Raw genomic sequence first — 19235 nt, forward strand, 5'->3', positions numbered from 1 at the left:
TGGTTCACACTCCCTTGATATCCTCGTGATGACTGCCACGCCATAGCCGGCCGCATCATAACCGCGTAATCGATGTAAAGCGGCTTACCACTCCGTGATCCTAACCTGCGGAAGAAGTCGATCAATCGTTTCCCGCACAGCCAAATCGTCCGAGAACGCCGTCGCGCTACCCGAGGCGACCCCTGTCCGGAATGCCTCGATCGGATCCTTGCCCATCGCAAGCGTACCGACGAATCCGGCAATCATCGAATCACCGGCCCCGACGGAATTACGGACTGTACCTGACGGTACGCTCGCGTGATATACCCGATCTGCCGTGATGAACAGCGCCCCTTCGCCGGCCATGGAGATAAGAACATGCTTCGCTCCTTCCTCGAGCAGCTTTCGGCCGTACTCCACAAGCTTCTCGCTTGAATCGATAACAACGCCGAATAATTCGGCCAGTTCGTGATGGTTCGGCTTTACGAGGAGCGGCTTCCAGGCCAAAGCCTTCATCAGCGCCTCTCCAGTGGTGTCCATCACGAATTCGGCGCCGCACTTCCGGCACGTTTCGATAAGAAGGCCATAAAAGTCAGGACCCAGCGAAGGCGGAACGCTGCCGGACAGCACCACGATGTCCCCTGCTTGAAGCTGTGACAACTTATGAAGCAGTTCTTTCGTTTCTTCCTCGCGGATGACAGGACCCAGGCCGTTAATCTCGGTCTCGTCGCCATGCTTAAGTTTGACGTTGATGCGGGTATCATCCGCGATATTCACGAAATCGGTGCGGATTTCTTCCTTGCCCAGCATCTCGTCTATATAACGACCGGTGAATCCGCCCAGGAAACCGATGGCCGTATTATCAGCTCCAAGCTGGTTCAACACCCGCGATACATTAATTCCTTTACCGCCCGGAAACTTCATGTCCCGGGTCATTCTGTTCAAACCGCCGAGCTCGATATGCTCAACTTCCACGATGAAATCGATGGAAGGATTCAGTGTTACCGTATATATCATCATGATCCCTCAATTATTTTGGTTTTCTGTGAAATAGCCTTCTTCCAGGATTCCGATAAGGACTCCGTGATCAGCGTCGCTTCGTTCAGATCCAGTAATTTGGCGAAGGAAACCTCACCTATTTTGCTTGAATCCGCAAGGACATAACTGGAGGCGGACAGCTGGTGGGCTCGCCGCTTAATCAAGGCTTCTTCCGGATCGGGCGTGGTATAGCCCATCTCTACATCCACACCGTTCGTGCCGAGAAAGCAGCGGTCAAAGCGGAAGTTGTCCATATTTTGAAGCGCTATGCTTCCGATGACGGCTTTGGTATGAATTTTCATCATGCCGCCCAGTAGATAACTTTTGATTCGTTTGCTTACCAGCGCTTCGATATGGGATAAACCGTTCGTTACCACCGTAACGTCCTTCGCGTCGATGAACGGTATCATCGCCAGCGTGGTCGTTCCCGCATCGAGGTAGATGCTTTCTCCATCCTCCACCTGTGCTGCCGCTAACCGGGCAACGGTATGTTTCTGTTGAATGTTTTTGAACGTTTTTTCCTCAATTCCAGGTTCCTGTATCTTTGGGCTCGGCAACGCAGCTCCGCCATGAATGCGCTTTAATAATTGACGTTCTTCAAGGTCGATCAAATCACGCCGTACCGTTGATTCCGAAGCTTCAAGGAGTTCAACCAATTCCTGCAGCTTCACGACGCCACGTTCTTGCAAGCGCTCTAATATGATTCGGTATCTTTCTTCCGTCAGCATAATGTGAATTCCCCCTCAAAGCATATAGTAACATAAACATATCAAAAAACAATCTAAAACTTTCAAAAACATTCACAATCATTCAGGAAGACAATGAATCATTTACCATACGCCATGATATCCATTTTCGCGTTTCTTCCTTATTCCTGACAGTTTACCCATTATCAAGACAACTCGTGTCGAAACATCACATAAACGTTTGTAACCTGCCGCCTCTACACTATATACTGGTAAATAGGAAACTCTCACAGTATAGAAGAGGTGACATGAATGGACCAACTGAAAGAAGCCTATGAGCGAATGGGTCTACCGGAGGATGCAACCAAGGAACAGCTCGACGACCGGTACACGCTGCTCATGCGCCAAACCCGCTCACATCAAAGGCGGGAGCCGGACCGGGCGGAGGAGATCGAAGCCGAGTTTGCCGACATCACCAAAGCCTATAAATTCATCCTGGAAGAAGAGAACCGTAAAGCTTTGGAAGAGATGAATCAGAAACGGTACGGCAAATATAAAAGGTTTGCCGGGACAGCGGAGAAAACCGATCATTTCTTCCGTTATTATAAATTCCATGTGCTCGGCGGTATTGCTCTAGTCGGCGTCCTCATTTATATCGTGATCAGTATTTTCAACCATCAGGCCGAGAAAGAACGGTTGGCCAATCTGCCCCCGGTTGATCTGGAAGTCATGTTCCTCGGATCTTATATGAACCAGGATGGTGGACAGGACCTCAAACCAATCGAGGATGCGATTCTGGCGCAATTCCCCGATTGGAAACGCGTAACCGTTAACATTAACTATGTACCGCCTCTGGATTCCAACAATCCGCAGGACGCAGCCATGCTGCAAAAGGCACTGCTTGTACTGTCCACAGAGCGCCCGGACCTGTACATTATGGATCAGACCGCCTTTGATTGGGTTGGCAATCAAGGGATGGTGCGCCCCCTCGAAGCCGAGGTTGAAGGCGAGCTGAAGGAACTGCTCACGCCGGAGATGCTGGTAAAGGGTAAAAATGAGGAAGACGGTTCGGAGCATGTGTATGCCGTGGATATTATGGGCAGCCCGCTTGGCGAACAACTGCCTGTCCTTAAGAAAGAAATGTTTGCGGGCATTCGTGAAGGCACGGAACGTGACGCAAATGCACTGCGCTTTATTAAGCAATATTTGGAGACGTCCAAGCAACAATGAATGCATCCATCCGATATGAATAACAAAACAGCCTCGCTGCTTAGCCTTATGGCCAAACAGCAGAGGCTGTTTTTGCGAACATTATTGATTAACGATCGAGCTCAAAGATGTAAAGGCATGCGTGGCAAATCCCTCGGAAGGTTCACGGTGAGGGTTATTTACGCGGAAAATATATCCCTGGCCGTCAATCTCATCCACAATGTACATCTTGGTCAGGCTCTCACCTTCGGCTATCATATAAACGGACGCATCCTCCATGCCCTTATGCTTCTCATTGTCGTCAGCTTCACGAACTTTACCTGTCTCGGCAAGCTCTTTCTCCGCTTCCAGCTTGAGCTCATCCCCGTTATAATCCGAAGGCAACTTCGTAATCTCGACATAATAATCTTGATCCACATTCATGGTCAACTTGTTGGTCTTTGCATCAAAGGAAAAGATATCAAATATATAGAGCGCGTAACCGTCACCCTGGGCCAGTTTAGCTGTTTTGGTCTCTTTCATGCCCTCCAGCTCAAGTTCAAAATCTTTGGTTGCAGGCAGCTGCGCGTTCTCTGAACCCTTGCCCCCGCCTCTCTCTTCCACCGTCAGCTTGGTGAGGATCAGCTGTTTCAATTCTTCTTCGCCCTCAATGGGCTGCTCCCAATACTCATACGAGACGGACTCATCTCCCTGTAGTTTGGATATGACTTGGTCCATACCTTCGTCCAGCCGGAACGCGGTAGGACCGTCTGCTGTTTCAATTTCAATGGAATTACTATCGATTTGACCTACATAGGTACCGGTTCCCTGCTTGATCTCGATCTTCGGTTCTTCGACGGGTTCAGCCGGTTCCTTGACATCATCCACAATGGGATTCGGATTAGCCGGCGGCTGAGAAGTTGGGTTTTCACCTCCACATGCCGTTATTGCCATCAGCAGCATTGCAGCGGTCGTTAATGCGATCATTTTGCCCAAATGCTTACGGTTAGCCATAAAACCACCTCCATTAGAATTAACGGGAAACTTATGGAATATGTTGCACAATCACCGCCTTTTTTGGAGTATGCTCGCAGCTCTCGACCCAAAACGACAAGAGCATTCCCTTTTTTCATCAAACAAGGTATTCTAGTAGTACAAGATTCAATTAGTTGATAAAGGGAGATGTTCATGTCTGGTAAAATTAGAATTTTTGCTGACAGTACTTGCGACTTACCACCTTCATGGATAGAAGAATATAATATCGGCATCGTTCCGCTCTACGTCGTATTCGGAGAACAATCCTTGCGTGACGGAGTCGACATCACGCCGGAACAGCTATACGCCAAAGTTGATCAGATCGGCAGCCTGCCCAAAACAGCGGCACCTTCTCCGTCCGACTTTATTGCGGCCTTCACGCCATCCATTGAGCAAGGCGAGGATATCCTGTTCCTTAGCATTTCATCAGAGCTTTCTTCCACCTATCAAAATGCGCTGATAGCCGCAGGCGAGCTGCCCGAGGGCCGGGTTACCGTGTTCGATTCACGCAATCTTTCCTCTGGTATCGGCCTGCTTGTCATGAAGGCTGTTCACGCAGCCAATGAAGGTTCATCCATACAACAAATTGTGGAGCTATTAAGCCGCACCGTAAATGAAGTGGAGTGCGAATTCGTTGTCGATACGCTGGATTACTTGCATAAAGGCGGACGCTGTTCGGGCATGCAAAACATCATTGGCAGCCTGCTGAAAATCCGTCCGGTTATCAAAGTCGTGGACGGCGGCATGATCCCCGCTTACAAGGTACGCGGCAAAAAAGAGAAGGCACTGGATCAGATGATCCAGAATGCGCTGGCTCAAGTGGATAAAATGGACAATGATCTGATCGTTGTTGTGCATACCATGGCCGAGGAGGAAGCCCGCTTCCTGCAAAAGCAACTGCAGGAGAAAACAGGCGCACGGCAGGTTAGCATTTCTACCGCGGGCTGCGTCATATGCAGCCACTGCGGTCCTCAAACCGTTGGACTCATGTATACCAAGAAGCCTACTTAATATCCTTCATTCGGAAAAGACAGTCCTGCTATGAAACCCTTTTGCTGCAGGACTGTTTTTTCTTTATTCAGGCTCGCCTACCGGGCGCTTGTGACCTTATTAAACGGGCTGCCTATTGGCTAAACTTGCCATCCTAGACTAAAGTCTAGGTGAAACATTCCCCGCAGGACCGAGGACATCCCCATCCATTGCATGGTATTCTTGGATTAATCAATCTACAAAAGGAAAGGAACGAAGTTTGTATGACGAAACGTACAATCTTGGCACCGCTGCTCATCCTGCTCGGCGCATACTTGCTCTTAAACCAAGGCGGAACAGTAGGCGCCGGTTCCATCTTCGCCACATTCTGGCCTACCCTGTTCGTGATCCCGTTAGGCCTGTTTTTTCACTGGATGTACTTCTCGCTGGTTGGACGACAGGGTATCGGACTGTTGATACCGGGCGGCATTCTGCTCACAGCCGGTATTGTCAGCCAAATCGCTTCCTTGTTTGACTCGTGGGGCTCCATGTGGCCCGGCTTTATCCTGGCCGTTGCGGCAGGACTGTTCGAGTTCTACTGGTTCGGATCGCGTAACAAGTGGCTGCTCATCCCGATTAACATTCTGACCGTATTGTCGCTGCTGTTTTTCGTGGTATTCTCAATCGGACCCGTACTGAATTACCTGTCCGTCGTGCAGCCTGTCATCGCCGTACTGCTTGTGCTTGGCGGAGCTTGGCTGATGCTCGGACGGAAGAGACACGGTTAAGCATCCGGCAGCACCAATCCGTTAACAACGCATAAAGGCACTCCGAAGGTTAGCTAACCTTCGGAGTGCCTTTATATTATGGATACCCTGCTTATGCATTAAGAGGATGCAGCGGCAGCTAAAGTCTCACTGCTTTGAAACAGATGATGAACGCTCCGAATATAACGGACGGTTCTGGTGCCGGAGTACATCATGACGGAATGCGTTTCGGCCCGCTGACCCGGCATAAACTTCACACCGCGCAGGAAATCGCCAGCCGTCACGCCCGTAGCCACGAATAATACGCCTTCGCCGCCTACCATATCCTCCATCGTCAGCAGCTGCTCGGGATGCTTCAACCCCATGTCCTGGCATCTGATGAAATCCTCCGGTGTCTCCGGTATGAGCCGTCCCTGGATTTCTCCGCCCAGGCATTTCAAAGCAGCGGCAGCGAGAACGCCTTCCGGAGCTCCTCCTGAGCCCACATAGAGATCGACCTCGCTGTCCGTGCAGGTCTCGATCGCTCCCATGACATCCCCGTGGCTCAGCAGCTTGATTCTTACCCCGGACTCTCGCAATGCCTTGATCATCGCGCTGTGTCGGTCTCGATCGAGAATGGATACCGTCATCTCCGACAACGGCTTGGATAAGATCTCCGATGCTTTTCGAAGGGTGACCTCAATCGGATCATTCAAATTCAGCTTGCCCGCAAGCTCGGGTCCAACCGCGAGCTTATGCATATAGATATCGGGCGCATGCAGAAGGGTGCCTCGGGGAGCTGCGGCGATTACGGATAACGCGTTGTTCAGTCCGCTGGCCACCGTTTCCGTTCCTTCGAGCGGATCCACCGCCACGTCCATCTTCGGACCTTTTCGGTTCCCTACGCGCTCTCCAATATACAGCATGGGCGCTTCATCCATCTCGCCTTCCCCTATGACAACGACACCATCCATCGCTGCGGAATCAAAATGCTTGCGCATGGCAACCGTCGCGGCTTCATCAGCACTGTTCTTGTCCCCTCTTCCTGTCCACCGGGCGGATTGCAGCGCCGCTTCCTCCGTCACTCTTACAAGCTCCAATGCTAATGAACTCTCCATGAATGAATCCCTCCTTCAGCTTTTTTCCTTGCCGATGCACCTTATTTCAGATAATTCATAATCAGTCCTGCGGATTCCTCAATCGCCTTATCGGTAACATCAATGACGGGGCATCCAAGCTCCGCATACAGCGACAGGGCATAATCCAGTTCCTCTTGTATCCGCTCAAGGGCTGCATACTGCACCTGATGCGGCAGTCCCATGACCTTTAAGCGCTCGCTGCGGATTTTGAGAAGATGCTCCGGCTCGATCGTAAGCCCGATGATCGTCCCGTTCGTGACTTCTCTGAGCTGCGACGGCGGCGACATCTCCGGCACGATCGGGAAATTGACCGTTTTGTAGCCTTTATGCGCGAGAAACATCGATAGCGGCGTCTTGGAGATTCGAGATACGCCCAGCAATATGATGTCTGCCTTCAAAATAGCGCTAACGTCCTTGCCATCGTCATATTGGACAGCGAATTCCATCGCGTCGACCCTCCGGAAATAGCTGTCATCAAGGCGATGCAGCAGCCCCGGCAGCCGTTTGGGATAGTCGTTGAACGTATCGGCAAAGGCCTGCATCATCGGCCCCATAATATCCACTGTACGAATGTTGAGCCGTACGGCTTCCTCCCGTATGACCTCGCGAAGCTCCGGCTGCACAAGCGTGTAGGCTACAAAGCCTCCGCGCCGCGCCACCTCTTCCATCAATTCGGTCAATTCATCCTCGTCGCGAACGTTCATATAACGTTTAATCTCTGTATTCGGAAGCTCGAATTGGCGCAGGGTAGCTTGCACAACTGCTTCAGCCGTCTCCCCGATGGAGTCCGAACAGATTGCTATGAAATGAGTTAATGCCTGATTCATCCGATTCCTCCCATTATTCCTCGGCTACCATGTCGAGCAGCATTTTGATAATATTCGTTTTTGTGATCCGACCGACAACCTTCCAGTGTTCCCCCGGATTCCCCGTAGTGGACGGAACGACAACCGGCAGGCTATCGATTTGATGATTGATGATTTTCCGGGCGGCATCCAGCACCGTATCTTCCGGCTGCACGGTTGTCACGTTAGCCCGTCGGGTCATGATCAGGCTTACCGGCATGGAGGATGCCGTCGGGTTGCCAAGCGTTACCTTAAGCAGATCCTTGCGGGACACAATCCCGGCCAGATGACCATCGGCATCGGTAACGATCAGATTCCCCACGTTCTCCAGAAACAAGGATACAACGGCTTCATGAATCGTCGTGGTCTCACGCACAATAACCGGAACACCGTGAAGATCGCCAACCTTCATTTTGAGAAGGCGGAACTTCTCCTCCCGGTCGCGCGTTCCCCGCTTTCCCAGAAAGTACCCCACCTTTGGCTTGGCATCAATATAATCCAGAACCACCAGTTTGGATAAATCGGTACGAAGGGTGGCTCGGCTGACATTCAGCATCTCCGCAATCTGATCTCCTGTAATGGGTGCATGTTTTTTTACGATATCGACGATATCCTGCTGCCTTGTCGTCAGTTCGATAGTGATCCCTCCTGCGTGCATTTCCTCTACTTGCCGATATAATACGTCATATATAATATATATGCAACATATTTTCGTCTAAAAAATGCATAATTAGGTATCAATCATTTTTTTAATACCCATCAAAAAAGGTTATAAATCCATAAAAAAAGCACGCTTTCTGGAAGATTCCTCCCAAAAAAGCATGCTTTGTTTACATTCCGCTAACGATCATCCATTAATTTTGAGGGTCTGTGCCTTTGCATTCCCCTTTTCCGCAATATCCATAAATGATCTTCACTCCGTCGGTTGGAATCGTGTCCACCATTTCATCACATCTGGAGCATATAATCAGGCCCCATTCCTCATTCGCCTTGCCTTTCGCTGCCTCTGGACTTGTTAACGCTTTCATAACATTTCCTCCTTATGTTTTTTCACTTTGCTGCAAGGCAGTTTACGCTTTGTCATCCAGCGGTAACTCGATTCGCCACATCCTCCTAAAGACCACTTACCAACCGTGTTCACTACATACATCCCTTTATTTTCCACTATATTCTTAATGTATTGGGTAAGAAATGAAGATATGAGTAAATAATGATTAATGTAACAAAAAACATGTTAAGTAATATGGTATGACATCATGTTTCACGTGAGGATATGGAGATACCCTTAATTTGGCATGATATGATAATATATACTTCGGATTGAATCGAAATCGACAAAATAGACGGAGGGTTCGGATTGAAGAACACATGGCAGCTTATTAAGAAAGGAAACACCTCATCCGCCATTGCAGCACTGGGCAACACGGGATTGGCCATAATCAAAGGGATAGCGGCGTCCGTTAGCGGCAGCGGTACGATGTTTGCATCCGCCATGCACTCGGTGGCCGATGCCGTAAACCAGGGGTTTGTATTCGTAGGCAGCGTGCTGGCCGAGCGAAAGCCGACCAAGAAGTTCCCCACCGGATTCGGCAGGGTCATTAATCTGGTCTGCATGGTTGCGGTAATCGTGGTTACCATCATGGCCTACGAAACGATACTGAAAGGCTTCAAGCTGTTAAAGCATCCGGAAGAAGCCACGAATTTCTGGCTTAATTTCATTGTGCTGGTTATTGCCGTTATCATTGATGGCGCCATTCTGATGAAAGCCATGAAAGAGATTATGAAGGAAACCCGTGTTCAAGCATCCGGATTTGCCCTGCTGCCCGCCGCTTTCAAAAATGCCGGCCGTGCTGCCCCGCCTACACGGCTTGTGTTCTATGAAGACATCGTGGCTACACTAGGTGCCCTCTTCGCGCTGATCGCCATTGTGTTCGCGCATTTCTTCAATTTCCTCATCCTGGACGGAATCGCCACGATCCTGATCGGCTGTCTGATGGTGGGCGTCGCCTTTAAGGTCGGATATGACAATATGGTCGGCTTAATCGGCGTCGCCGCTCCGAATGAAGTGGAAGAGAAGATCTCCCAGATCATACTCGGCGATCCGGATGTCCGCGACATCAATCGTCTTCGCATCCTGCAGGAAGGCCGCAACTATCATGTGGAGGCCTACATTGAACTGAAGAAAGGGATGACCCTGGCCGAGGCCGGCCATTCCAAAATGAGAATCAACGCCCTGCTGACCCAGGATCCGAACATTTCGGATGTGACCTTAGGCATCCTGGAGGACGATGGAATCAAGCTCTGGAATCCGAGCGAGACTATAGATAACTAAAAGGGAAAGAGGCGTACCTCAGAGTCCGAATGGACCTTGGGTACGCCTCTTTTTTCATACGGCCTCTTACTGATTGCGCTTCAGGAATTCGACCATCCGCGCATAAGCGATTTTTTCGTTGGCCTTTTTCGTAATGCCATGCCCCTCGTCTTCGAACACGAGATACTCCACGTCGCGACCCTTCGCCCTCAAAGCTTCGACGATTTGGTCAGATTCCTCTTTGACGACACGCGGATCGTTAGCCCCTTGGATGATCAGCATCGGGTTCACCATATCATCCAGGTACGTAATCGGCGAATCCTTGATAAAGCGTTCTTTATCCCGTTCCGGATCGCCTATCCAGCGCTCCATAATCGGCTTCCAGTGCTCGGGTACCGAGTTGTAGAAGGTAAACAGGTTGCTGACCCCGACGATATCAATGGCCGCTTTGAAATACTCTGGATTACGTCCTGCCAGCAGCAGAGTCATATAACCGCCGTAGCTTCCGCCCATCACGAAGAGCTTCTCACGGCTCGAAATGCCTTGCTCAAACAGCCAATCCATGCCTGCCAAACAGTCCTTGCGCGGTCCCTCGCCCCAATCCTGCTCCACCAATTTCACGAAGGAGCTGCCGTAACCCGTACTTCCCCGGAAGTTCGGACAGAAGATGTGATACCCTTTGGCCAGAATATACTGGAACATGGAACGGAACTGCTTGCGTTCCGAGGCTTGCGGGCCGCCATGCGGCCAAAAAACCGTATAACCGTTCGCCACATGGTCTTTGGCTCGGAACAGGAGCGCTTCGATCTCCATGCCGTCAAAAGAAGGATACGTCACAACCTCCGGCGTCACCATGTCCTCGTCGGTTAATCCTGTCAGAACGTTCTTCGTGATCAAACTCCATGCGCCGCCGGCGTAGCGGTAAATGTTAAGCGGCTTCACTGCGCCGCGGGCAAGCAGGTACAAATTGCCGGACTTTGTCACGTTCAACTGCTCCACGATATCCGATGGAAGGGGAATGGCGGTTAACTCACCGGTGTCGAGCGAATAGGCATACAGTCGATCCTCCACCCCTTTTTCCGTGACGATATAGAGGGTCCGTGAATCCTTATGGTAGCGCAAGAGCTGGATGCTCTCCCGGTCGAAACGGCACAGCGGTTCAAACTTCTGCTGAGGAATGTCGTAAGTGGCTACATATGAAAATTCCGATTCGTAATCCGTTGCGAAAATGACCTGGTCATTGCTGGCGAACAGCACATCACCCGAGATGTGAACCTGATCAGGGGAAGGTGTCAAGCAGAGCGGCTCGCCGCCTTCACGCTTCACGTAACTGACATAGTAGGTGTTGGCATACATTTTCGTATATGCGATAGTTTTCTCGTCGGGGCTCACGGCACACATTTCGGTCGACGTCACCTCGCCTTCATGCAGCAAATGATCCTCCTTGGTGTCCAGATGATATACGCGCGAATTGAGGAAGGACGGATTCCCCTTCGATGTGACGTAATACAATCGCTTGCCATCCTCCGACAGATGCACGAAATAATGTTTGTCATCCGCATCGGCCCCTTCGAACAAAGGCATCGGCTCGCCGCCGTTCCAGCGAAGCGCATGAAACTGATAGTTCTCATTCCCGTCACGGTCAAACGCCGTTAAGATATGTCGCCCTTCCGGGTCCAGCTTGATAAAGCTTGCGATCTGGTCATTGTATGTAAGCGGATAAGGGTAGGACGTCTCCCCTTCTAACTCCATGGCCCATAAATTGAACTTTCCGTTCAGGCTGCTGCTGAACACGAGCCGTGACTCGTCTGCGCTAATTCCAAAGGTACGAATGCCATAAGTTTGAAAAAATTGCTCCACATCGGGTTTAGGAAATTCGATCATTCATTTGCCTCCCTGACCTCATCTTATTATCCAGCGGTTAATAAATGGAGAAGTCTGCCAAACCGCTGGATTAATCCCATTATAACGCAAAGTTTTCCGAGGAGCATCGTTACGTGGTCTGGCAGCTCGCTACGTCTGAGGAACGAGACGGGACTCTTTTTTCGCAGAAGCCCGTACATATTCCCGGCATCCCCTCGTCAGCCCGCATATCTGCAGCAAGATTCCATATAAATGATAAGAACCATGTTTTTAATAACGAAGGGGGGATACTCGTGCACCAAGACGAGATCGCGGAACTGGAACGTTCCATTGCAGAGATTACCGAGATCGCTACAGGCTTTGGCCTTGATTTTTACCCTATGCGATATGAGATCTGCCCGGCAGACATCATATATACTTTCGGCGCATACGGCATGCCTACCCGGTTCAGCCACTGGAGCTTCGGAAAAACCTTCAATAAAATGAAGATGCAGTACGACTTCGGCCTTAGCAAAATCTACGAGCTCGTGATCAACTCCAATCCATGTTATGCGTTTCTTCTGGACGGCAACTCCCTGATTCAAAATAAACTCATTGTGGCCCATGTCCTTGCACACTGCGATTTCTTTAAAAACAACGCCCGTTTCTCCGTCTCCAATCGTAATATGGTTGAAAGCATGTCGGCTACTGCCGAACGCATCTCCCGTTACGAGATTGAGCACGGCACGGAGGCGGTGGAGCAGTTTATCGACGCTGTACTGGCGATTCAAGAGCATGTGGATCCGCATATCATAAGACCGGATAAACTCGATAAGCAGCGGTACAATGCACGGCGGGTGCTGGAGCGTAAGGAGGAAGCCAAACGGCAAAAGCCTCCTGGCCGGTACGATGATTTGTGGGATATGGATGATGACGGCGAAGACAAAGCCGATAAATCACCGGCAGCACCCAAACGCTTCCCGCCCGAGCCGGAGAAAGACATCATGTGGTTCATTCAGGAGCACTCCGATATTCTGGAGGATTGGCAGCGGGACATTATGAGTATGCTGCGCGAGGAGATGCTGTACTTCTGGCCGCAGATGGAAACCAAAATCATGAACGAGGGCTGGGCATCTTACTGGCATCAGCGCATTCTGCGGGAGATGGACCTGACTAGCGAGGAAACGGTGGAATTCGCCAAGCTCAATGCCTCGGTCGTGCAGCCGTCGCGCCACAGCCTGAATCCCTACTACCTGGGTCTGAAAATCTTCGAGGATATCGAACGCCGCTGGGATCGGGAGAAGATGTTTGATGTGCGCGAATACGACTCCGATATTTCCTTCCTGCGCAATTATTTAACGAAGGAACTCGTGGAGGACCTGGACCTCTATGTCTTCGAGAAAAAAGGGCCGGAGTGGAAAATCACCGACAAGGCGTGGGAAAATATCCGCGACCAGCTGGTCGTCTCCCGCGTAAACGGCGGCTCGCCGTTTCTCGTGGTAACCGATGGCGATCATCTTCGCTCCGGTGAGCTGATGATCAAGCATCTGTACGAGGGCGTTGAGCTTGACCTGAAATATATGGAGCGCACCATCCCCTATGTTTACCGGCTCTGGGGCAAACCCGTGCATCTGCACAGCATGATCGAGGGCAAACCGATCCTGTTCTCCTACGACGGCAAGAAGCTCCATCGGCGATTTATTTAGCAACGCAGCGCTTGAAGGCCAATATGGCGCCATAGAGCAGCAGCACCCGCGCTGGGGGATTCCTCCATGCGCGGGTGCTGCTGTTGTTTAGGGATATCCTTAATCTGTTTCCTTCTTGGATCCCTGTTATACACTTACCTTCTGGGATATGGCTCCCTCTTGGACATCGTGCTTCTGAACATCATATTCATGCTGAAGTGATTCCAAATCATCGGCCAGCTTTTCCATCATTTTCACAAAAGCAGCCAATTCCTGCGAGCTTGCCGCCTGATTTCGTGCGTTCAAGGATGTTTTCTCTGATTCCTGCTCTACAAGACCCAGCTTGCGAATAATGCCGCTGACCTTGTCCTGAATCTCGTCCATCGCCTTCTTGGAATGGGTGGCCAGCTTTCGAACTTCCCCGGCAACCACCTCGAAGCCTCTGCCTAATTCCCCGGCATGAGCTGCCTCAATCGCCGCATTCAGACCGAGCAAGTGGCTCTGATCCGAGATTTCCCTGATCAAACTTCCCATCTGCTCAATATGTAAAATTTCTTCACCCAGCTCGGAAGTCAGCATATGCGCTTTATCCTGTGCTTCCGCTGTTTTGATCGCATTGTCTGCCATTAACGCCGCGCTTTGATCCAGCTCCACGATCATGGCCGTCAGTTCTTGAACCGCATTTGTAATCGCTTCCAACATTCTTTGTTGATCCGATACCAAATTGTTGATCTTCTCTTTCTCTTTCATTTCGTAAGCTTCCAGAACGAGCTGGGAATCCAAATTAAACATCTTGCTCAGCGCGTGCACCACTTGGATCCACTGATCCGGTACGATTTGCTTCAGTAAGTCGGTAGCGATATCCAGATAAACCATGTAGCTTCCAAGGTAATAATCCGTTTTCAGGCCGATTCTGGAGTGAACTTGTCCGATCTTAATCCGTTCGGCAATATAAGTTTCATCCACTCTTCCTGCCGCAAGGGACATCCAGTATACCCGCTGGGTCTCCTTAAGCCGTTCCACGGTCGAGGTGCGCTCGATAATCTGCATCAAGTGCGGCTGCGTCCCGATCTGCGCGTAAAACCGGTTAACGACCTCTTCAACCACCTTCGCAAACACGTCGCGATGATTGGCCAGCAGCTCCAGCCCTTGTTCATCCAATCCGATATACTCCAACTGTTGGCGTCTTTTCGGGGAAACATCAATCATTTCGATAACTCCACTCCTAAATAGCGTGATCCATATCACAGGTTCAAGTACTTAGGGTCCATTATAGACTATATTTACCATACAGACATAATGCTTAAGTCCTAATTGTGTGTATATTTGCACTGATCAACAGGCCATTTCATCCCAAAGCATGAGAAACCACCCTAACTTTACAGGTGGTTTCTCATGGCATTCCGTTATTCTATCCGATATTATCGATTCAACAGACTGCCCACATAACGCAGCAGCTCGTTCGCGCATACCGGGCAGTACCCATGCTCCTCGATCAGTCTGGAGCTAACCTCGTTGATCCGTTTTAACTGCACGGCATCCGGCGTTTTCGTCGAGGTTGTAATCTTGACGATATCCTTCAGGTCGGTGAACAGCTTCTTCTCAATCGCCTCGCGCAGGCGCTCATGATTGTGATATTCGAACTTTTTGCCCTTTCGGGAATAAGCCGAGATGCGAATCATGATCTCCTCCCGGAAAGCCTTCTTTGCGTTTTCCGAGACGCCGATCTGCTCCTCGATCGAACGCATCAGTCTTTCGTCCGGATCCATCTCCTCATCGGTTAACGGATCGCGGATTTTCGTCCAGTTGCAGAATGCTTCGATGTTATCCAAATAATTCTCGAACAGCGTCTTGGCAGACTCCTCGAAGGAATACACAAAGGCCTTCTGGACTTCCTTCTTCGCCAGATCATCATACTCCTTGCGTGCCGCGGCAATAAAGTTCAGGTAGCGCTCCCGCTCCTCCTTGGCAATCGACGCATGCTGATCCAGCCCATCCTTGATCGCCCGCAGCATATCCAGCGCGTTAATGCACTGAAGATCTTGCTTAATCAAAGCACTGGATATCCGGTTAATGACATATCGCGGATCAATCCCGGACATGCCTTCTTCCAGATATTCATTCTGCATCTCTTTCAGGTCCGCTTCTTTATACCCTTCGACTTCTACCCCGTCGTACATGCGCATCTTCTTGATCAGATCCATGCCCTGCTTCTTCGTTTCCTTCAGACGCGTCAAGACGGAGAATATGGCGGCGGAACGAAGCGCGTGCGGCGCGATATGGATATGCTTCATATCGCTTTGGCCGATCAGCTTCGAGTAGATTTTCTCCTCGTCGCTGACTCGCAGGTTATACGGAATCGGCATAACAATCATCCGGGATTGTAGCGCCTCGTTTTTCTTATTGGCGATAAATGCTTTATACTCGGATTCGTTGGTGTGAGCCACGATCAGCTCATCTGCGCTAATCAGCGCAAACCGGCCGGCTTTAAAGTTCCCCTCCTGGGTCAGGGAGAGCAAATTCCACAGAAACTTTTCATCGCATTTCAGCATCTCCTGGAATTCCATCAAACCGCGGTTCGCCTTGTTTAACTCACCGTCAAAGCGATAGGCCCGCGGATCCGATTCCGAACCGTATTCCGTGATGGTGGAGAAATCGATGCTGCCGGTCAAATCGGCAATGTCCTGCGACTTGGGATCCGACGGACTGAACGTGCCGATGCCGACCCGGTTCTCCTCGGAGATTAATATCCGTTCAACTTCAACCTTTTCGATATCGCCGCCGTACTCGGTTTTAAGCCGAAGCTGGCAGGCCGGGCACAAATTCCCCTCGATCCGGACGCCGAGCTCCTTCTCGATCTCCGGTCTTAGCTCCATCGGAATCAAATGCAGCGGCTCTTCCTGCATCGGGCAGCCGGCGATCGCGTATACCGCTCCGCGGTCGGTACGGGAATGCTTCTCCAGGCCGCGCTTCAGCAGCGTGACCAGCGTGGATTTCCCGCCGCTGACAGGCCCCATAAGCAGCAGTATGCGTTTGCGCACATCCAGCCTGCGGGCCGCGGAATGGAAATATTCTTCAACGAGTTTCTCGACAGCCCGGTCGAGACCGAAGATTTCCTGTTCAAAAAACTTATATTTTTTCTGGCCCCCGCTCTCTTCGAAACCGTAGGATTCGATCATGTCATATACACGGGCATGTGCCGTCATGGCTGGAGAGGGATCCTTCTTAAGTATTTCAATGTATTCCCTGAATGTGCCGCTCCACGCCAAACGGTCGCCTTCTGCCCGATACGATGCTATGCGTTCGAAAATATCCATTTCGCTACCTCCTATGAGTCTGTTTATGGGGATTGGCTTCCATTCCACAGCGTCATTAGAAAACATTCCATTTTCGAAAAAGTGTATTACATACCTATGCGACTTGCTTGGAATAGTTGACCTTATTTTCGAAGTCATGCGCATGCAATTTTATCTAACCACCGCTCCATTCTACACTCGGGTACGCCATGCGAGCCGTCCCCATGCTATACTGAAATTACATTAACTTGACATTAAAGCATCTTTCGAATAAAGGAGAGTCATCATGGCGATAAAGCATGAAGCCGAGCTGTACGCTCCCCTGAAGGCCTTTTTTGAACTAAACGGTTATGAAGTGAAGGGTGAAGTACGCAATTGTGACCTTGTCGGCATGAAAGAGGGCGCCGATGAACCGCTGATCGTGGAGCTGAAAAAAACCTTCAATCTGGCCCTTCTGCTCCAGGGCATCGAGCGGTTAAAGCTGACCCCCTACGTTTACCTTGCCGTCGAGAAGAGCCGGGCAAAGAAAGGAGCCGTCAATCAGCGCTGGGCGGAGCTGACGGGGCTCTGCGGACGTTTGGGACTAGGACTCATTACGGTCACCTTCTACAAAACCAAAGCGCCCTTCGTCGAGGTGCTCTGTGAGCCGGAGATCGCCGTGCAGAATGGCCGCACCGCCATCAGGCGCAAGGAACGCCTATTGTATGAATTTCGGGAGCGCAGCGGCGATTACAACACGGGCGGGGTGACGAGAGCCAAGCTGGTTACCGCTTATCGCGAGAAGACGCTGCGCGTTGCTGCTGCCATGAATGCGGCGGAAGTGGAGCAGCGAAGCTCGCGCGAACTGCAGGAGGGGCATGAGCTTCAAGAAGTTACACCCGCGGTGCTGTCCGGTATTTCTCCCGCGGCCGTGCGGGATCGAAGCGGCGTGGGATCGGCGGCTGACATTCTGCAGCGCAATTACTATGGCTGGTTCCGTCGGGTAAGTCGCGGTCGCTACGTGTTGACACCGGCCGGCGTACAAGCACTGGCAGACTATGCTTCCGTATTGAAATCATAGATTCTGCAGGCAGAACTCCGAACAAGTACATATTCGCCCATGAAAAAAAGCCGCTGATTCTATTCCGAACCTGAAATCAGGCTCAATCAGCAGCTTTGCTATGTTATACACGATTCGCATAAAGAAACCTTCCATGTCTAATTCCGGGCTGTAAATTCCATCACGGCTTCGCTGATGAGATTCATGCCGAGCAGCAGCTCATCCCGCCCCGGGTGCGTAAAATTCAGCCGGATACACTCACGGGTACGATCTGCCGCCGAGCACATCGAGCCTGGCAGGAAAGCGGCTCCTTTTAATAGAGCGGCTCTTAGGAGCGCATCCCCATCCAAGCCCGGAGGCAGCTGTACCCAGAGAAACATTCCCCCGGGAGGCACCGCATACTTCGACTCCTTCCATGCGCTGCGTTTCAGCAGCTCCACCATCAGCTTGAGCCTCGTTGCGTATTCCCGATTGAGCATGCCGATATGGTCCTCCAGCTTGAAATGCTTCGATTCCAGCAGATGGTGCAGCATCCGCTGGTTCAGCATGCTGGATTGCCAGTCGGCCATCTGCTTCACGGCCGTCATCATCTCAATCAAGCGCCGGTTCCCGGCAGCCCATCCCGTACGCAGCGCCGGCGCTACCGTTTTACTGAACGAGCCCACATACAGAACATGTCCTCCTTGCGGCTCCTCTAGTGAGAAGATGGAAGGAATTCGGGGTTTCGGATTCTTGGCGTCCGCAAAATAAAGATCGCCGTAAGAATCATCCTCCACGATAAGAAGTCCATGCGAGATACACAGCTCCAGCACCTGCTGACGCCGCTCCAAGCTCCACATCACGCCTGTCGGATTGGTAAAATTGGGCGCAGCCATAAGCAACTTCGGCTTGTGCTGCCGGATCATGGCCTCCAGGTGCTCCGGCAGCATCCCGTCTTGATCTCCCTCCACAGGCACGATGACGGCACCTTGGAGACGCAGCACCTGGAGCAGTCCCGGTGAGGTGGGGTTCTCCACCAGCACCGGATCGCCCGGGTCCACGTACACCCTGACCAGCAAATCGATGGCCTGCTGCGTCCCCGTAGTCAGCAGAATATGCTGCGGCTGAATGCTCAGGCCTTTACGGCGGGAAAAGTTCTCGCTCAGCCACTCGCGCAGCGGTCCATAGCCTTCGGCCTCACCGTACTGCAAGGCGAGCGGGTCCTCGGAGAGCACCGAGGTCGCCGCTTCTGCCAGTGAATGCAAAGGAAATAACTCTTCGGCCGGCAGCTCTTCTGCCAAGGAAATAAAAGAATCCCGCTTCGCAAGTTCCCTGATATCGCGCAGCGGGGATGACAAAAGGGTCTGTGCACGGGAAGCAAAGGAATACTGCATGGAAGTCCCTCCTCTAACCGTTATCAAAACCTCGGTTTTGTATTCAGGAGCCTCTTAACAACCT

General features: G+C 51.2%; 17 protein-coding genes. 6 read left to right on the forward strand and 11 right to left on the reverse strand.

What is annotated here, in order from left to right; genetic code table 11:
- Positions 1 to 84: 84 nt before the first annotated feature.
- Together pfkB and M4D81_RS22640 are read right to left on the reverse strand one after the other, a co-directional pair.
- The gene (pfkB, locus tag M4D81_RS22635) at positions 85 to 996 is read right to left on the reverse strand and encodes a 1-phosphofructokinase (RefSeq protein ID WP_260068167.1); all 912 of its coding nucleotides are present in this window, start codon (positions 994 to 996) and stop codon (positions 85 to 87) included.
- Positions 996 to 1745 carry a DeoR/GlpR family DNA-binding transcription regulator gene (locus tag M4D81_RS22640; protein WP_260068125.1) on the reverse strand — a complete coding sequence of 250 codons (750 nt, stop codon included), beginning with the start codon at positions 1743 to 1745 and terminating at the stop codon, positions 996 to 998. The genes pfkB and M4D81_RS22640 overlap by 1 nt, the downstream gene beginning before the upstream one ends.
- Positions 1746 to 2015: 270 nt before the next feature.
- Between M4D81_RS22640 and M4D81_RS22645 the strand changes: the two genes are divergently transcribed.
- Positions 2016 to 2933: a molecular chaperone DnaJ gene (locus M4D81_RS22645; RefSeq protein ID WP_220684079.1), complete on the forward strand. Its 918-nt coding sequence runs from the start codon at positions 2016 to 2018 to the stop codon at positions 2931 to 2933.
- A gap of 81 nt (positions 2934 to 3014) precedes the next feature.
- Here the strand turns inward: M4D81_RS22645 and M4D81_RS22650 are convergent, their stop codons facing one another.
- Positions 3015 to 3905 carry a hypothetical protein gene (locus M4D81_RS22650; RefSeq protein ID WP_260068126.1) on the reverse strand — a complete coding sequence of 297 codons (891 nt, stop codon included), beginning with the start codon at positions 3903 to 3905 and terminating at the stop codon, positions 3015 to 3017.
- Positions 3906 to 4079: 174 nt separating this feature from the next.
- Here M4D81_RS22650 and M4D81_RS22655 point away from each other — a divergent pair, with 174 nt between their 5' ends.
- Positions 4080 to 4937 carry a DegV family protein gene (locus tag M4D81_RS22655; protein WP_260068127.1) on the forward strand — a complete coding sequence of 286 codons (858 nt, stop codon included), beginning with the start codon at positions 4080 to 4082 and terminating at the stop codon, positions 4935 to 4937.
- A gap of 242 nt (positions 4938 to 5179) precedes the next feature.
- Entirely contained in the window at positions 5180 to 5683 is a 504-nt protein-coding gene (locus M4D81_RS22660; RefSeq protein WP_009595848.1) for a hypothetical protein, read from the forward strand.
- Positions 5684 to 5781: 98 nt separating this feature from the next.
- Here M4D81_RS22660 and glpX read toward each other — a convergent pair whose 3' ends face one another.
- The 4 genes from glpX to M4D81_RS22680 form a co-directional block, all read right to left on the reverse strand.
- Positions 5782 to 6759: a class II fructose-bisphosphatase gene (gene glpX / locus M4D81_RS22665; protein ID WP_260068128.1), complete on the reverse strand. Its 978-nt coding sequence runs from the start codon at positions 6757 to 6759 to the stop codon at positions 5782 to 5784.
- Between the two features lie 41 nt (positions 6760 to 6800).
- Complete coding sequence (locus M4D81_RS22670) at positions 6801 to 7607, reverse strand: pyruvate, water dikinase regulatory protein (RefSeq protein WP_071217883.1); 807 nt, start codon at positions 7605 to 7607, stop codon at positions 6801 to 6803.
- Between the two features lie 13 nt (positions 7608 to 7620).
- Positions 7621 to 8283, reverse strand: a complete 663-nt coding sequence (locus tag M4D81_RS22675; RefSeq protein ID WP_009595798.1) for a helix-turn-helix transcriptional regulator — start codon at positions 8281 to 8283, stop codon at positions 7621 to 7623.
- Between the two features lie 196 nt (positions 8284 to 8479).
- Complete coding sequence (locus tag M4D81_RS22680; RefSeq protein ID WP_074961774.1) at positions 8480 to 8653, reverse strand: GapA-binding peptide SR1P; 174 nt, start codon at positions 8651 to 8653, stop codon at positions 8480 to 8482.
- Positions 8654 to 8982: 329 nt separating this feature from the next.
- On the opposite strand from M4D81_RS22680, the gene M4D81_RS22685 reads away from it, so the two are divergent.
- The gene (locus tag M4D81_RS22685) at positions 8983 to 9957 is read left to right on the forward strand and encodes a cation diffusion facilitator family transporter (protein ID WP_260068129.1); all 975 of its coding nucleotides are present in this window, start codon (positions 8983 to 8985) and stop codon (positions 9955 to 9957) included.
- A 66-nt stretch (positions 9958 to 10023) separates the two neighbouring features.
- Here M4D81_RS22685 and M4D81_RS22690 read toward each other — a convergent pair whose 3' ends face one another.
- Positions 10024 to 11820 carry a S9 family peptidase gene (locus tag M4D81_RS22690; protein ID WP_260068130.1) on the reverse strand — a complete coding sequence of 599 codons (1797 nt, stop codon included), beginning with the start codon at positions 11818 to 11820 and terminating at the stop codon, positions 10024 to 10026.
- 272 nt (positions 11821 to 12092) lie between these two features.
- Between M4D81_RS22690 and M4D81_RS22695 the strand changes: the two genes are divergently transcribed.
- The gene (locus M4D81_RS22695) at positions 12093 to 13484 is read left to right on the forward strand and encodes a SpoVR family protein (RefSeq protein WP_260068131.1); all 1392 of its coding nucleotides are present in this window, start codon (positions 12093 to 12095) and stop codon (positions 13482 to 13484) included.
- 126 nt (positions 13485 to 13610) lie between these two features.
- Here M4D81_RS22695 and M4D81_RS22700 read toward each other — a convergent pair whose 3' ends face one another.
- Complete coding sequence (locus tag M4D81_RS22700) at positions 13611 to 14672, reverse strand: globin-coupled sensor protein (RefSeq protein WP_071217879.1); 1062 nt, start codon at positions 14670 to 14672, stop codon at positions 13611 to 13613.
- Positions 14673 to 14884: 212 nt separating this feature from the next.
- Positions 14885 to 16780 (reverse strand): PrkA family serine protein kinase, encoded by a 1896-nt coding sequence (locus tag M4D81_RS22705; RefSeq protein ID WP_194544289.1) that lies wholly within the window; start codon positions 16778 to 16780, stop codon positions 14885 to 14887.
- A gap of 265 nt (positions 16781 to 17045) precedes the next feature.
- On the opposite strand from M4D81_RS22705, the gene M4D81_RS22710 reads away from it, so the two are divergent.
- On the forward strand, positions 17046 to 17819 hold the full coding sequence (locus M4D81_RS22710) for a DUF2161 family putative PD-(D/E)XK-type phosphodiesterase (RefSeq protein ID WP_260068132.1): 774 nt from the start codon (positions 17046 to 17048) through the stop codon (positions 17817 to 17819).
- Between the two features lie 137 nt (positions 17820 to 17956).
- Here the strand turns inward: M4D81_RS22710 and M4D81_RS22715 are convergent, their stop codons facing one another.
- Positions 17957 to 19171, reverse strand: coding sequence for an aminotransferase-like domain-containing protein (locus M4D81_RS22715; protein ID WP_260068133.1), 1215 nt, complete (start codon positions 19169 to 19171; stop codon positions 17957 to 17959).
- Positions 19172 to 19235: the final 64 nt, after the last annotated feature.

Source organism: Paenibacillus sp. p3-SID867 (assembly GCF_025142895.1).
Taxonomy (GTDB): domain Bacteria; phylum Bacillota; class Bacilli; order Paenibacillales; family Paenibacillaceae; genus Paenibacillus_AQ.